Source organism: Geobacillus kaustophilus (assembly GCF_000948285.1).
Classification (GTDB): domain Bacteria; phylum Bacillota; class Bacilli; order Bacillales; family Anoxybacillaceae; genus Geobacillus; species Geobacillus thermoleovorans_A.
Genome location: NZ_JYBP01000003.1, coordinates 3400931 through 3415602, shown reverse-complemented (window position 1 = coordinate 3415602; position 14672 = coordinate 3400931). Strand labels below are relative to the sequence as shown.

Sequence of the window (14672 nt, the reverse complement as noted above, 5' to 3'; positions counted from 1 at the left end):
GGCTTATGGAGGCGACACAATTTCAAACCATGCTCGAAGAGAGGGGAATTCCCCTCTCTTCCCGGGCGCTTGCGCAGTTTGAGCGCTATTACGAACTGCTCGTTGAGTGGAACGAGAAAATGAATTTGACCGCTATTACGGACAAGCCCGGCGTCTATGTGAAGCACTTTTTCGACTCGGTGTCCCCGGCTTTTTACTACGACTTTTCAGCGCCGCTTGCGCTTTGCGATGTGGGCGCCGGGGCGGGATTTCCGAGCCTTCCGCTCAAAATTTGTTTTCCGCATTTGCGCGTTTCCATCGTTGATTCGCTGCAAAAACGCATCCGTTTTTTAGAGCATCTGATCACCGAGCTTGAGCTTGCGGACGTGGCGCTTTACCACGAACGCGCTGAGACGTTCGCCCGTCAAAGGGGGATGCGCGAATCATTTGACGTCGTCACAGCCAGAGCGGTGGCGCGCATGCCAGTGCTTGTCGAACTTTGCCTTCCGCTCGTGAAAATGGGCGGGACATTCATTGCGATGAAAGCTGCTTCGGCGCCCGAGGAGCTGAAAGAGGGAAACAAGGCGATTTCTGTGCTTGGCGGAGAAGTGACGGCGACGGAAACGTTCACGCTGCCGTTTGACGAAGGCGAACGAACGATCATTTTCATCCAAAAAATGAGAAAAACGCCGAACCAATACCCGCGCAAACCGGGAACGCCGAACAAACAACCGATTCAGTAGCGTCTTTGCGGGCGGCGGGAGGGCTTTGCCGGCTGAAAGAGAGAAACAAGCTGTTTTGCTCCCCCGCCTTCGTCCCGCGCCAAAAAACCGACCGTAAGGCGGCGTATGCCGGGCGAGACAGAGACATTTTGGCCAAGTATGTCCAAAGGTGGTGTAGGGGGATGAAGCATCCATTTTCGCGCTTGTTCAGCTTTGGAGAAAAAGAACAGGAAGAAATGGAGGAAAAGCAAGAGCGGGAGGAAGTTCGCCACATTCCGGTTGCCAGCATCATTCCGAACCGCTTTCAGCCGCGCACGATATTTGATGAAGAGAAGATCGACGAGTTGGCGCTGACGATCCGCACGCACGGCATCATCCAGCCCATCGTCGTCCGCGAATGCGGGAACGGACGGTTTGAAATCATCGCCGGCGAGCGAAGATGGAGAGCGGTGCAAAAACTTGGCTGGACGGAAATCCCCGCGATCATCAAAAACTTAAATGACAAAGAAACCGCCTCCGTCGCCCTCATTGAAAACTTACAGCGCGAAGAGTTGACGCCGATTGAAGAGGCGATGGCGTACGCCAAATTGATCGAGCTCCATGATTTGACGCAAGAAGCGCTCGCTCAGCGGCTCGGCAAAGGACAGTCGACGATCGCCAATAAGCTGCGTCTGCTGAAACTCCCGCAAGAGGTGCAAGAGGCGCTCTTGCAACGGGCGATTACGGAACGTCATGCGCGCGCGTTGATTGCCTTAAAAGATAAAGAAAAACAGCTGAAACTGCTGCAAGAAATCATCGACAAACAGTTGAATGTCAAGCAGACGGAAGATCGGGTGTTAAAGCTGCTCGAGGCGGGGGAACGGAAGCCAAAACCGAAGCGAAAGGCGTTCAGCCGCGATATGCGCATCGCCGTCAACACGATCCGCCAGTCGCTTTCCATGGTCGAAAGCAGCGGGGTGTCCGTCCAATCTGAAGAAGAAGAATTCGATGACTACTATCAAATTACGATTCGAATCGCGAAAAAATAACGAAAGTCACCTTTTGCCTCATCAAGCACAGCTGATGGGGTTTTTTCTTTCAGAAAACAAAGTCATTTTCCTGTTTTCGTGCTAAAATAAACATGGATTGAGGAAGAGATAGAGGTAGGTGGCATCGTGGGAAAAGTCATTGCTATTGCAAACCAAAAAGGCGGAGTTGGAAAAACGACGACAGCCGTCAATTTATCGGCCTGTTTGGCGCATCTTGGAAAAAAAGTGCTGCTTGTTGACGCCGATCCGCAAGGAAATGCGACGAGCGGCATCGGCATTGAGCGAGGCGATGTCGACGAATGCATTTACAATGTCATCATTGGCGACATGAAAGCAAAAGATGTCATTCGACCGACGGACATCGAAAATTTATACGTCATTCCAGCGACGATCCAGCTCGCCGGCGCAGAAATTGAGCTCGTCTCGGTCATTTCCCGCGAAATTCGGCTGAGAAACGCGATCGAGCCGCTGAAAGACAAATACGACTTCATTATTATCGACTGTCCTCCTTCGCTCGGCTTGCTGACGCTCAACGCGTTGACAGCGGCCAATTCTGTGCTCATCCCTGTCCAATGCGAATATTATGCGTTAGAAGGGCTCAGCCAGCTGCTTAACACGATCCGGCTTGTGCAGCGGCACTTAAACTATGATTTGCGCCTCGAAGGCGTTCTGTTGACGATGCTTGATGCAAGGACGAATCTAGGCTTGCAGGTCATTCAAGAAGTCAAAAAGTATTTCCGCGAAAAGGTGTACCAGACGATCATCCCGCGAAACGTGCGGCTGAGCGAGGCGCCAAGCCATGGCAAGCCGATCATTTTGTACGATGTGAAATCGCGGGGGGCGGAAGTGTATTTGGAACTGGCGAAGGAGGTGCTTGAACGTGGCTAAAGGTCTCGGCAAAGGCATCAGTGCGCTGTTTGACAACCTCTCTCTCAATGAACTTAATGGGAAAGAGGAAACGGTGCGGGAAGTAAGCATTCACGACCTTCATCCAAATCCGTACCAGCCGCGGAAAACGTTTCAGCCTGAGGCGATTGAGGAGTTGAAGCAATCGATTTTGCAGCACGGCATTTTGCAGCCGCTCATCGTCCGCCGTGCACCGAACGGATTTGAAATCGTCGTTGGCGAACGGCGCTACCGGGCGGCCAAAGAGGCGAATTTGCCGTCGGTGCCGGTTGTGGTGCGCGAGTTGACTGATGAGCAAATGATGGAGTTCGCCCTTCTTGAAAACTTGCAGCGCGAGGATTTGAACCCGATCGAGGAAGCGATGGCGTACAAAATGTTGATGGACAAGCTGCACTTAACCCAGGAGGAAGTCGCGAGCCGCGTTGGGAAGAGCCGTCCGCACATCGCCAATCATTTGCGTTTGTTGTCCCTCCCTTCAGATGTGCAAAAGCTGCTTATGGACGGCACACTTTCGATGGGACATGGCCGCGCGTTGTTGGGGCTGAAGCAAAAAAGCAAAATGAAACCGATCGTAGAACGGACGATTCGCGAAGGGTTGAACGTCCGCCAGCTTGAAAAACTGATCCAACAAGCGAACGAAAATGTTTCACGTGAAACATCAAAGCGGAAACCGCCGGAAAAAAGCGTGTTTATTCGCGAAAGCGAATCGTTGTTGCGCGAAAAATTCGGGACGAACGTCACGATTAAACAAACGAGGAAAAGAGGAAAAATTGAAATTGAGTTTTTTTCTCCGGAAGATTTAGAGAGAATATTAGAACTGCTCGATGTGCGGTTCGACGAGTAAGTCGGCCCTTTGATCAAGGCCGGTTTATTTTTTTGCGAGAGAGGGTTGGACATCATGGTGTTGTTAGGAACGATTATCAACGGAGTGAGCATTATTGCCGGGGCATTGATTGGAAAATGGCTTCATCGCATCCCCGAGCGAGTAAAGGAAACGGTGATGGGGGGGATTGGGCTTGCGGTGGCGCTGCTTGGCATACAAATGGGAATGAAAAGCGAACAGTTTCTCGTTGTTATTTTCAGCCTTGTTTTCGGCGGCATTCTCGGAGAGTGGTGGAACTGGGAGGAAAAGCTGAACCGGCTCGGTCAATGGCTCGAGGCGAAAGTGAGCGGAAACGGGCAAGGAAGCATCGCTAAAGGGTTTGTCAGCGCGACGTTGTTGTTTGTCATCGGGGCGATGGCCATCGTCGGAGCGCTTGACAGCGGGCTGCGCGGCGACCATAGAGTCTTGTATACGAAATCGATTTTAGACGGCTTTGCCAGTGTCATTTTGACGACGACGCTCGGCATCGGCGTCATCTTCTCCGCCTTGCCGGTCGTTGTTTATGAGGGTAGCATCGCGCTGTTGGCGACGCAAATCGAACGGTTTGTGCCGAAGGAAGTGCTCGATTCGTTCATCGCCGAATCAACGGCGACCGGAGGCATTTTAATTACGGCCATTGGACTCAATATGCTCGGTTTAACGAACATTCGCGCGGCCAATTTGCTGCCGAGCATTTTCGTTACAGCAGCGGCCGTTTTCGTTTTTTCCTTCGTCCGATAGCCGGCCTCGTGCCCCTCGAAAGCAAACAAAACACATTCATGAGTGTGTTTCGCTTTCCACCCCCGGTATGAAAATGGCGATTCAAGGCGCGCAAAAGAAATCCCCTCCTTGGACAGCTGAACAAGAGGGGGATTTGCCGCCTACCATAATGAATGCCGTTCTGTTGAGAGCAAAGGGGCACCGAGCCGCTCTTTTCGGAGGATGAACCGCTCCGCTTCATAAATGCCGTTGGCGATCGTTTTCGCCATATTCATGACAAGATGGAGGCGCGTATTTTGCAGGACGAAAAACTCCATAAACCCGCTGACATTGACAACCCCAGTAATATGGGCGTCGCCGACGGGAAGGAGCTGTTTGTTGACACCAGCCCCAGGGCGGACCGGTCCTTTGGCGATCGTAATGGCGCCGACGCTTTTCAGCCGCCCGAGGCAGGCATCGACCGCGATCATGAACGGATCGTGATGAATTAGTCGAATGGCTTCTACCTTTTCTTCCAAATTAACGGCATGGATTGGTTCTTCGAGTGTTCCGTACACGTGGAAGCGAGCCAACGGTTTCTCTTTGAGCATCGTGCCGACGAGCGGTCCAAGCGAATCGCCGGTCGAGCGATCTGTGCCGATGCAAACGATAGCGACCGGCTGAATGAGCGGGTCGGGAAGCAGTGAGGCGACCCGCCAAGCGATCGACGACACCGCCCCTTGCTCATCGTAAAACACGCGGTCTCTTTCCTCCTTGGACGAGAAAAATATCGATGGTATGCTCATTCGCTTCACTCCTACTTTCATTTCAAAAGTATTAACAGTATACGGAAAATAAAAGAATGATATACATTTCATTGTTCGTTTTCTTGCCTTTTCTTCGCGATAACGGGATATCGGGCTACAAATCAACGACCGGTCTTGTTAAAATAAAAGCGCAGAACAAGAAAAAGATTGAGGTGTCGCCAACGTTGAACACGATGGAAAAAACGATGAGCCGATTGTTCGCATTTTTGATGGATGAACAATTGTGGCTTCAGATCGGAAAAGGAATGCTGAAAATCGTCCTTATTCTACTCATATGCGCCGTAGCGGTGAAAGTGTTGAAAATTGCCGTTCATAACATGTTCAAAGTGCGGCAGAAGGCGCCGATCCGCATTTCTGAACGTCGGGAGGCGACGCTTGTTCGGCTGCTCGACAACGTCATTACGTACGTACTATATTTTATTGCGCTCTTGATGATTTTAGATGCGTTTGGCGTTCCCGTCAAAGCGCTGCTCGCTGGAGCCGGGGTCGTCGGGCTGGCCGTGGGTTTTGGCGCACAAAGCTTAGTGAAAGACATCATCACTGGATTTTTCATCATTTTTGAAGACCAGTTTGCGGTCGGAGATTATGTGCGCATCGGCAATTTTGAAGGGTATGTTGAAACGATTGGGCTTCGGGTGACGAAAATTAAAAGTTGGACCGGGGAAGTGCACATTTTGCCAAACGGCAGCATCACTCAAGTGACGAACTATTCGCTGCACAACAGCCTCGCTGTCGTTGACGTCAGCATCGCTTATGAAGAAGACATTGAAGAGGCGGAGAAAGCCATCCGCGAGCTTTTTCCGCAGCTGCCGGCGAAGTATGAAGACATGGTCGCCCCGCCGGAATTGCTTGGCGTGCAAAATTTAGCCAGCTCAGAAGTCGTATTGCGCATCACGTGCGAAACGAAGCCGATGCGCCATCTGGCGGTCGCTCGGGCGATCCGCAAGGAAGTGAAGTTGCTGTTGGACGAACGGGGAATCGAAATCCCATACCCGCGGCTTGTGCTGCATCGCCGCGACGGACAAGAACAGCCGGAGGCAAAGCCGCAACGGGAGCAATCGTTGTCATAGGGAGGTGGATCGATGGAAGAGAAACAGTTCGGCCTATACGATATCGTCGAAATGAAAAAGCCGCATCCATGTGGAACGAACCGTTGGAAAGTGATCCGCTTGGGCGCTGACATCCGCATTAAATGTGAAGGGTGCGCCCATAGCGTTTTGCTGCCGCGCAAAGAGTTTATCCGCAAAATGAAAAAAGTGCTCGTCAAACATGAAGAATAAGCAAATGAAGCATGGCGGCGAGGCCATGCTCTTTTGTTGCGAAGGGGAGGGAGAAAATGACGGAAACGATGCATGTAACATCATGCCCGCTCAACTGCTGGGACGTATGCGGGCTGAAGGTGACGGTGAACAAGGGGAAAGTCGTACGCGTTGACGGCGACGAACACCATCCCATCACGAAAGGAAACATTTGCGGACGTGGGCGGATGTTGAAAGAGCGAGTAAACGCCAAAGAACGCCTTCTCTATCCGTTGAAAAAAGTAAACGGGAAGTTCGTTCGCATTTCTTGGGAAGAGGCGCTTGATGACATCGCCAGAAAGATGTGGGAATTGAAAGAACGGTTTGGGCCAACTGCTGTACTCCACAGTCATGATTACGCCAACAACGGGTTGCTGAAAAACCTGGACCGCCGTTTTTTTAATTGCTATGGTGGGGCAACAGAGCTGATCGGCAGCCTTTGCTGGGGCGCGGGCATTGAGGCGCAGACATGGGATTTTGGCAACGCCTACAGCCATGCGCCAGAAGATATCGACAACAGCCGCCACATCGTCATTTGGGGGAGAAACGTCGCCCGCACGAACATGCATTTATTCGAGCGGTTGCTTGCCGCGAAAAAACGCGGGGCGACAATTGTGGTCATCGATCCGCTGTTTGGCCCGACGGCGCGCATCGCCGATCAGTACGTATGCATTAAGCCGGGGATGGATGCGTTTTTGGCGATGGGCGTCATGAAAGAATTGCTTCGCCTCGGACTTGAGGACCGTGCCTTTATCGAGCAGTATACGCTTGGGTTTGATGACGTCAAACAAGTATTAGATATGATTTCGCTTTCTGAGCTCGAGCGGCATACCGGCGTCAGTCGGGATCAAATGACGGAGCTGGCCCGGCTTTACGGGGACCGGCCAACGGCGACGTATCTCGGCCTTGGCATGCAGCGTTATGCGAACGGCGGCAATACAATCCGATGGATCGATGCCCTTGTCGCCGCAAGCGGAAACGTCGGCATTCCCGGCGGAGGGGCGAATTTTGGCAACTTGCAGGTGAGCGAATGCTTCGATAAATCGGCGTTGACGCTTCCGGAGCGGAAAACGGCCTCGCGCACATGGACGATGATGAAGCAGGCGGAAGAAATATTGCGGGCGAATGATCCGCCGATCGGCATGGTGATCGTCACGTGCGGCAACCCGCTCGTTCAAGTGCCGAACACGAACTTAATGAAAAAAGCGTTCGCTTCCGTTGAGACGGTCGTTGTATTCGAGCAGTTTATGACCGACACGGCCGCCGTCGCCGATTACGTTCTTCCAGTGGCCGCATCGTTTGAAGAAGAGGATGTGTATTGTTCCTCCATGTACCATGCATATGTAAACTACGGGCCAAAGCTTGTCGACCCGCCGGGCGAGGCGAAACCGGATTTGTGGATTTGGACGGAGCTGGCGAAACGGCTCGGGTTTGGGGACGATTTTGCCTATACGCGCGAGCAATTCCTTGCGATGGCGCTTCGGCCGTTGGAACAGCACGGCATTACGCTTGCGCGGCTGAAAACGGAGCACCGCGTCCTTTTGCCTGTCGAACCTGTGCCGTGGCGTGGCCGCCGATTTCAAACGCCAAGCGGCAAATATGAATTTACATCGACCATCGCCAAACAAAAAGGGATGGACGGCCGGCTGCAAATCATGTATCCGGCCGAATCGGAGGAAGCCAATCCGGCATTAGCCGCCAAATATCCGTATCGGCTGTTGACGATCCATCCGCTCCGCTCGAACCATTCGCAGCATTACCCGCTCATCCCGGAGCTGCAGGTGGTGCGCATTGAGGTGGCGGCCGACGTCGCCGTGAAAAAAGGGCTCGCCGATGGCGACCGGGCGCGTGTTTACAACGACCGCGGATCGCTCGTGGGAACGGTCAAGGTGCTTGATGGCGCCTACCCAGGCACGATCAACATTGACGAAGGACAATGGGGAGTGTTCGGCGGGCCGGTCAACGTCCTCACGTCCGATTTGGAGTCGGATAACGGCTGCGGCAGCACGCTTTATGACTGTTTGGTTGATATCGAAAAAGTCGCGCCGGAAGCGAAGTAAACAGTCAAAAGTGTTTTGGCAGTAGAAAAATGACGTTGTTGACGGCAACAAGCGGTTTAAGGCGGCTGATTCGAAAATGAAAATACAGAGTCGGCTTTGGGCGGCCGAGTGTTGGAAAAAGGGCGCCAACTCTTGCCTTTTTCGAAGCGGGCGGGAGAGGAAACATTCCCCGCCCGCGGAGCGCTTGTCATTTTCTGTGCCAGCCCATATAATGAGGGAAGATGTGAACGGGAAAGAGGAGTGGAACGAATGGGATTGACAGCAGGAATCGTCGGATTGCCGAACGTCGGTAAATCGACGTTGTTTAACGCCATTACGAAAGCAGGTGCTGAGTCAGCCAACTATCCTTTTTGCACGATTGAGCCGAACGTCGGTGTCGTCGAAGTGCCTGACGAGCGGCTCGATGTATTGACGGAAATGTTTCGCCCGAAGCGGACAGTGCCGACTGTTTTTGAATTTACCGATATCGCCGGCATTGTCAAAGGAGCAAGCAAAGGAGAGGGGCTTGGCAACAAGTTTTTGTCGCATATCCGCCAAGTCGATGCGATTTGCCAAGTCGTCCGCTGCTTCAGCGATGAAAACATCACCCACGTCGCCGGCAAAGTCGACCCGCTCGCCGATATCGAAACGATCAATTTGGAACTCGTATTGGCTGATTTAGAGACGGTTGACAAACGAATCGAGCGGGTCGGCAAAATCGCCAAGCAAAAGGATAAAGAGGCGGCGTTTGAATACGATATTTTGCGGCGGTTGAAGGAGACGCTCGAAGCCGGCAAGCCGGCGCGCACACTCGAGTTCACTGATGAAGAGATGAAAGTCGTCAAGCAGCTGCATTTGTTGACGATCAAGCCGATGCTTTACGTCGCCAATGTCGGCGAGGAAGACATCGCTGACCCTAGCGGCAATCCGTTTGTCAAGGACGTGAGCGAGTTTGCGAAGCGCGACAACGCTGAAGTCATTGTTGTCTGCGCCAAAATCGAAGAGGAAATCGCTGAGTTCAGCGATGAGGAAAAACGGCAATTTTTGCAGGAGCTCGGCATCGAGCAGTCCGGCCTTGACCAGCTTATCCGCGCCGCTTACAGCTTGCTTGGATTGGCGACGTTTTTCACCGCCGGCGAGCAGGAGGTGCGGGCGTGGACGTTCCGCAAAGGGATGAAAGCGCCGCAATGCGCCGGCATCATCCATTCCGACTTTGAGCGCGGATTTATTCGCGCAGAAACGGTGTCGTACGCTGACCTCGTCGCGGCTGGATCGATGGCGGCGGCGCGTGAAGCCGGCAAAGTGCGCCTTGAAGGGAAAGACTACGAAGTACAAGACGGCGATATTATGCACTTCCGGTTCAACGTATAACATCTAGGCAAGTTCGGGGGTTATACAGCAGGTGTGGAGGAAAAAAGCTGGCCGTTTGCGCCGACGGAATGCGGCAAACTGCCTTGCTTATCGTTGTCGATCATGGTATAATCAACAAATGTGAGTAATGGTGATTGCTCCTTGCCCTTCCGTTCGGAAGGGCCGCTTAGACCAAAAGGAGGTGACGAGCGTGAGAAAGTACGAAATCATGTACATCATCCGCCCGAACATGGACGATGAAGCGAGACAAGCTCTCGTCGAACGGTTCAACAACGTGTTGAAAGAAAACGGCGCGGAGATTACGAACGTGACGGATTGGGGCAAGCGCCGCTTAGCCTATGAAATTCAAAAATACCGCGACGGCTATTACATGATTGTCAACGTCGTATCGGAGCCGAAAGCGGTGCAAGAATTCGACCGCTTGGCGCGCATCAGCGAAGACATCATCCGTCACATCGTCGTCAAAGAGGAAGAATAATCTTTTCGATTAGGATGAAGAGGTGGTTCTGATGATTAACCGCGTCATTTTGGTCGGCAGGTTAACGAGAGATCCGGAGTTGCGTTACACTCCAAGCGGAGTGGCTGTTGCCACGTTTACGCTCGCGGTCAACCGTCCGTTTACAAATCAGCAGGGCGAGCGGGAAACGGATTTTATTCAATGTGTCGTTTGGCGCCGCCAGGCGGAAAACGTTGCCAACTTTTTGAAAAAGGGGAGCTTGGCTGGCGTCGATGGCCGACTGCAAACCCGCAGCTATGAAAATCAAGAAGGTCGGCGCGTGTACGTAACGGAAGTGGTGGCTGATAGCGTCCAATTTCTTGAGCCGAAAGGAACGAGCGAGCAGCGAGGGGCAACAGCAGGCGGCTACTACGGGGATCCGTTCCCGTTCGGACAAGATCAGAACCACCGATATCCGGATGAAAAAGGGTTTGGCCGCATTGATGACGATCCGTTCGCCAATGACGGCCAGCCGATCGATATTTCTGATGATGATTTGCCGTTTTAATAAACAAGTGGCTTCAAGCCCATGCCTCTAAACAACGCGCAGGCAGCGGGCCATTCCACCGATGAGGAAACGATGGCAACGGAAAGGAGGAAATAGCATGGCAGGACGGAAAGGCGGCCGCGGCAAACGCCGCAAAGTATGTTACTTCACGGCGAACAATATTACGCATATCGACTACAAAGATGTCGATTTGCTGAAAAAGTTCATTTCTGAACGCGGCAAAATTTTGCCGCGCCGTGTAACGGGAACGAGCGCGAAATATCAGCGCAAATTGACGGTCGCGATCAAACGCGCGCGCCAAATGGCGCTTCTGCCGTACGTTGCGGACGAGTGAGCCGAAAGCAAGCAGTAAGGGGGGATCCTTACTGCTTTTTTTATCTCCTTTGACCGAGAGGACTCCCACTCTCAAGCAGAGCGAAGGTGGGGAAGAAGGTCAAATCACCAAAAAACAAAGAAAGGGGAACGTCCATTGCGAAAAACGCACGCCCTCGCCGAAGCGGCGATTGAGCTTGCGCTGTTTGCTGTTTTGTTTTTGCTTGCCTTATATGCGCCGGTCATCGGGGTTGTCGCCGCTTTGTTTTTAGCGCTCCCGTTTATGGTATTTACGATGCGCCATGGATGGATTCCAGCTGTTTTGTTGCTGGCTGCGGCTCTTGTCATCTCCGGCTTGATCGGCTCGCTTTTGTCGCTGCCGATGGCGCTTATGTTTGGTACTTTCGGCATGGCCGTCGGCGCGATGTTGGCGAAACAGAAAAACCGTTACGTCGTTCTTCTTGTCGGCGCGCTTGTATTTTTGGCGAATATCGTGCTCGATTACATCATCTCGATTCAATTTTTGCACGTCGATATGATCCAAGATACGCTTGCGCTCGTACGCGAATCGTTTGACACAGCGATGCGCCTAATGAAGGGAATGGGACAAGCGCCGCCTGTGGAGATGCAAAGGCAGTTCGAGCAAGGGCTGAAGCTGATCGGCTATATGGTTCCGACGTTGTTTGTCGTTGCCTCGTTTGCGCTGGCGTACGCGACGATCATCGTCTCGCTGCCGGTGATGAAGAGGCTGAAGCTGCCGGTCGGTTCATGGCCGCCGTTTCGCGAGTTGACGTGGCCGAAAACCGTATTGTGGGTGTATGTCTTCGTACTCCTTCTCTCCTTGTTCCCGTTCGAAGAAGGATCGTTTGCCTATATCGCTGTGTTGAATTTATCGTATGTATTGCAGTTGGCGATGATCGTGCAAGGATTTTCGTTTCTTTACTACGCCGCTTACAAAAAAGGGATTGGCAAAGGAGTGGTGGCGGCAGGGACGGTCGTTTGCTTATTCCTGCCTTTTCTACTTTATCTCGTGGCGATATTCGGTATAATTGATTTAGGATTTGATTTGCGCCGCCGCATATGATAATTGGATAAGGTGAGTCATTTCTTCAGTGTAGGAGCTGACTTGAATGTCCCATTTTTATGAAAGGAAAGCGTATCGCTATCCGTTCTATGTGTTAGCCGCCCTGGCGGTGCTGATGGCGATCGGCTTGTTTTACTTCCAATGGCTGCTCGGCCTTGTCGCCCTTCTTGGCGTCGGGTTTGTGCTTTATTATGTCATTGGGACGCAACGCTCCTTGCATAAAGAGTTGGAGCACTATATTGCCAATTTATCGCACCGAGTGAAAAAGGTGGGCGAGGAAGCGTTGATGCAAATGCCGATCGGTATTATGCTCATCGATGAAGGGGGAGAAATCGAGTGGTCGAACCGTTTTTTGGCCGCCTGCTTTAAGGAACAGACGCTCGTCGGCCGCTCGCTCGCCGAGCTTTCCGAATCGTTGGCCGCTTTTGTGAAAAGGGGAAAAACGGATGAAGAGATTTTCGAGCTGAACGGAAAGCAGCTGAAAGTGGTCATTCGCCGCCCTGAACGGCTTCTTTACTTTTTCGACGTCACCGAACATATGGAATTGAAGCGGCAGTACGAAGCGGAACGGCTGGTGCTCGCCATCATTTTTCTTGACAATTATGATGAAATTACGCAAGGGATGGACGATCAGGCAAAAAGCCAACTAAACAGCCTCGTCACTTCCGTGTTGAACCGGTGGGCGAACGACTATGGCATTTTTTTGAAGCGGATGTCATCCGACCGATTTATTGCCGTATTGAACGAACATATTCTTGGGCGGCTCGAGAAAAGCAAATTTTCCATTCTCGACGAAGTGCGAGAGCAGACGGCAAAACATCATGCCCAGCTGACGCTAAGCATCGGCATCGGCGCCGGCGTGTCCCCGCTCCCGGAGCTCGGGGCGCTCGCCCAATCAAGCTTGGACTTAGCGTTGGGGCGCGGGGGCGATCAAGTCGCGATTAAGCAAGGAAATGGAAAAGTGAAGTTTTACGGCGGCAAAACGAACCCGATGGAAAAGCGGACGCGCGTCCGCGCCCGCGTCATTTCCCATGCGCTTCGCGAACTGATTGCAGGAAGCGACAAAGTGCTCATCATGGGACATAAATATCCCGATATGGACGCCATGGGAGCGGCGATTGGCGTTTTAAAAGTCGTCCAATCGAACCAAAAGGAAGGGTTTATCGTCGTCGATCCGGCCAAAACGGATGCCGGGGTGCAACGGTTGCTTGAGGAAATGAAAAAACATGCTGAATTATGGTCAAGATGCCTAAAGCCGGAGCAGGCGCTTGAGCTCGTCACCGAGGATACGCTTTTGATCGTCGTCGATACGCATCGCCCGTCGCTCGTTATTGAAGAGCGGCTATTGTATCGCACTGACCATATCGTCGTCATCGATCACCATCGCCGCGGCGAAGAGTTCATTGAGGCGCCGATTCTCGTCTATATGGAGCCGTATGCTTCCTCGACATCCGAACTCGTCACCGAGCTGTTAGAGTACCAACCGAAACGGATGAAGCTGACCATGCTCGAAGCGACCGCCCTGCTTGCCGGCATCGTCGTTGACACGAAAAGCTTTACACTCCGCACCGGCTCACGGACGTTCGACGCCGCGTCATACTTGCGCGCCCAAGGAGCGGATACGGTGCTTGTGCAAAAATTGCTGCGGGAAAGCATCGCCAACTACGTCAAACGGGCGAAATTGATCGAACGGGCGGTGATCGATGAGCATGGCATCGCCATCGCCAAAGGGGGCGAGAACGAGGCGCACGATCAAGTGTTGATTGCGCAAACGGCTGATACGCTTCTTACTTTAAGCGGCGTCGTTGCTTCGTTCGTCATTTCCAAGCGGTCCGACGGGACGGTCGGCATCAGCGCCCGCTCGCTTGGCGATGTCAACGTGCAAGTCATTATGGAACGGCTTGGTGGAGGCGGACATTTGACAAACGCCGCCGCCCAATTGTCTGAAGTGACGGTGGAAGAGGCGGAGCGGCAGCTGCGTGAAGCCATTCATGACTATTTCGAGGGGGGGAAGTCATCATGAAAGTCATTTTTTTAAAAGATGTGAAAGGAAAAGGGAAAAAAGGGGAAATCAAAGACGTCGCCGACGGCTATGCAAACAACTTTTTATTCAAACAAGGGCTTGCCATTGAAGCGACGCCGGCGAACATCAAAGCGCTCGAGGCGCAAAAACAAAAAGAGCAGCGCCAGGCGGCGGAAGAGCTGGCGAATGCGAAAAAACTGAAAGAAGAGCTCGAGAAGCTGACGGTGGAAATTCCGGCGAAAGCGGGCGAGGGCGGCCGTTTGTTCGGCTCGATCACGAGCAAGCAAATCGCTGAGGCGCTTCAGGCCCAGCACGGCTTGAAGCTTGACAAACGGAAAATCGAGCTTGCTGATGCCATTCGCTCCCTCGGATATACGAACGTGCCGGTGAAGCTCCATCCGGAAGTGACAGCGACATTAAAAGTGCACGTCAAGGAACAAAAATAACGGTAGCGACGATGCCCCCGCCCGCTATGGCGGGGGCATTATCGACGGAAATGAAACGGGGGAAAAGGCGGT

Annotated in this window: 16 protein-coding genes; 15 read left to right on the top strand and 1 reads right to left on the bottom strand. The window is 52.7% G+C overall.

The window, feature by feature from the left end; genetic code table 11:
• Positions 1–5: 5 nt before the first annotated feature.
• The 5 genes from rsmG to LG52_RS17495 all read left to right on the top strand — a co-directional run bounded on the left by rsmG (position 6) and on the right by LG52_RS17495 (position 4238).
• On the top strand, positions 6–722 hold the full coding sequence (rsmG, locus tag LG52_RS17515; protein WP_044732928.1) for a 16S rRNA (guanine(527)-N(7))-methyltransferase RsmG: 717 nt from the start codon (positions 6–8) through the stop codon (positions 720–722).
• A 161-nt stretch (positions 723–883) separates the two neighbouring features.
• Positions 884–1729: a nucleoid occlusion protein gene (noc, locus tag LG52_RS17510; protein WP_044732927.1), complete on the top strand. Its 846-nt coding sequence runs from the start codon at positions 884–886 to the stop codon at positions 1727–1729.
• Between the two features lie 126 nt (positions 1730–1855).
• Positions 1856–2617, top strand: coding sequence for a ParA family protein (locus tag LG52_RS17505; RefSeq protein ID WP_011232953.1), 762 nt, complete (start codon positions 1856–1858; stop codon positions 2615–2617).
• Positions 2610–3479 (top strand): ParB/RepB/Spo0J family partition protein, encoded by an 870-nt coding sequence (locus tag LG52_RS17500; RefSeq protein ID WP_044732926.1) that lies wholly within the window; start codon positions 2610–2612, stop codon positions 3477–3479. The genes LG52_RS17505 and LG52_RS17500 overlap by 8 nt, the downstream gene beginning before the upstream one ends.
• Before the next feature lie 54 nt (positions 3480–3533).
• Positions 3534–4238 (top strand): DUF554 domain-containing protein, encoded by a 705-nt coding sequence (locus tag LG52_RS17495; protein WP_044732925.1) that lies wholly within the window; start codon positions 3534–3536, stop codon positions 4236–4238.
• Between the two features lie 140 nt (positions 4239–4378).
• Here LG52_RS17495 and yyaC read toward each other — a convergent pair whose 3' ends face one another.
• Positions 4379–5002, bottom strand: coding sequence for a spore protease YyaC (gene yyaC, locus LG52_RS17490; protein WP_044732924.1), 624 nt, complete (start codon positions 5000–5002; stop codon positions 4379–4381).
• A gap of 185 nt (positions 5003–5187) precedes the next feature.
• On the opposite strand from yyaC, the gene LG52_RS17485 reads away from it, so the two are divergent.
• The 10 genes from LG52_RS17485 to rplI all read left to right on the top strand — a co-directional run bounded on the left by LG52_RS17485 (position 5188) and on the right by rplI (position 14600).
• Entirely contained in the window at positions 5188–6093 is a 906-nt protein-coding gene (locus LG52_RS17485; RefSeq protein ID WP_044733338.1) for a mechanosensitive ion channel family protein, read from the top strand.
• A 12-nt stretch (positions 6094–6105) separates the two neighbouring features.
• The gene (locus LG52_RS17480) at positions 6106–6303 is read left to right on the top strand and encodes a DUF951 domain-containing protein (protein ID WP_011232948.1); all 198 of its coding nucleotides are present in this window, start codon (positions 6106–6108) and stop codon (positions 6301–6303) included.
• 56 nt (positions 6304–6359) lie between these two features.
• Positions 6360–8381, top strand: a complete 2022-nt coding sequence (locus LG52_RS17475) for a molybdopterin-dependent oxidoreductase (RefSeq protein WP_044732923.1) — start codon at positions 6360–6362, stop codon at positions 8379–8381.
• 249 nt (positions 8382–8630) lie between these two features.
• On the top strand, positions 8631–9731 hold the full coding sequence (ychF, locus tag LG52_RS17465; protein WP_044732921.1) for a redox-regulated ATPase YchF: 1101 nt from the start codon (positions 8631–8633) through the stop codon (positions 9729–9731).
• Between the two features lie 190 nt (positions 9732–9921).
• The gene (rpsF, locus tag LG52_RS17460; RefSeq protein WP_011232945.1) at positions 9922–10209 is read left to right on the top strand and encodes a 30S ribosomal protein S6; all 288 of its coding nucleotides are present in this window, start codon (positions 9922–9924) and stop codon (positions 10207–10209) included.
• Between the two features lie 31 nt (positions 10210–10240).
• Positions 10241–10735 carry a single-stranded DNA-binding protein gene (gene ssb / locus LG52_RS17455; RefSeq protein ID WP_044732920.1) on the top strand — a complete coding sequence of 165 codons (495 nt, stop codon included), beginning with the start codon at positions 10241–10243 and terminating at the stop codon, positions 10733–10735.
• Positions 10736–10832: 97 nt separating this feature from the next.
• A complete protein-coding gene (gene rpsR / locus LG52_RS17450) occupies positions 10833–11069 on the top strand; it encodes a 30S ribosomal protein S18 (RefSeq protein ID WP_008880812.1) in 237 nt (78 codons plus the stop codon).
• 135 nt (positions 11070–11204) lie between these two features.
• On the top strand, positions 11205–12131 hold the full coding sequence (locus LG52_RS17445) for a YybS family protein (protein ID WP_044732919.1): 927 nt from the start codon (positions 11205–11207) through the stop codon (positions 12129–12131).
• Between the two features lie 46 nt (positions 12132–12177).
• On the top strand, positions 12178–14154 hold the full coding sequence (locus LG52_RS17440; protein WP_044732918.1) for a DHH family phosphoesterase: 1977 nt from the start codon (positions 12178–12180) through the stop codon (positions 14152–14154).
• Positions 14151–14600, top strand: coding sequence for a 50S ribosomal protein L9 (gene rplI / locus LG52_RS17435; RefSeq protein ID WP_011232941.1), 450 nt, complete (start codon positions 14151–14153; stop codon positions 14598–14600). The genes LG52_RS17440 and rplI overlap by 4 nt, the downstream gene beginning before the upstream one ends.
• Positions 14601–14672: the final 72 nt, after the last annotated feature.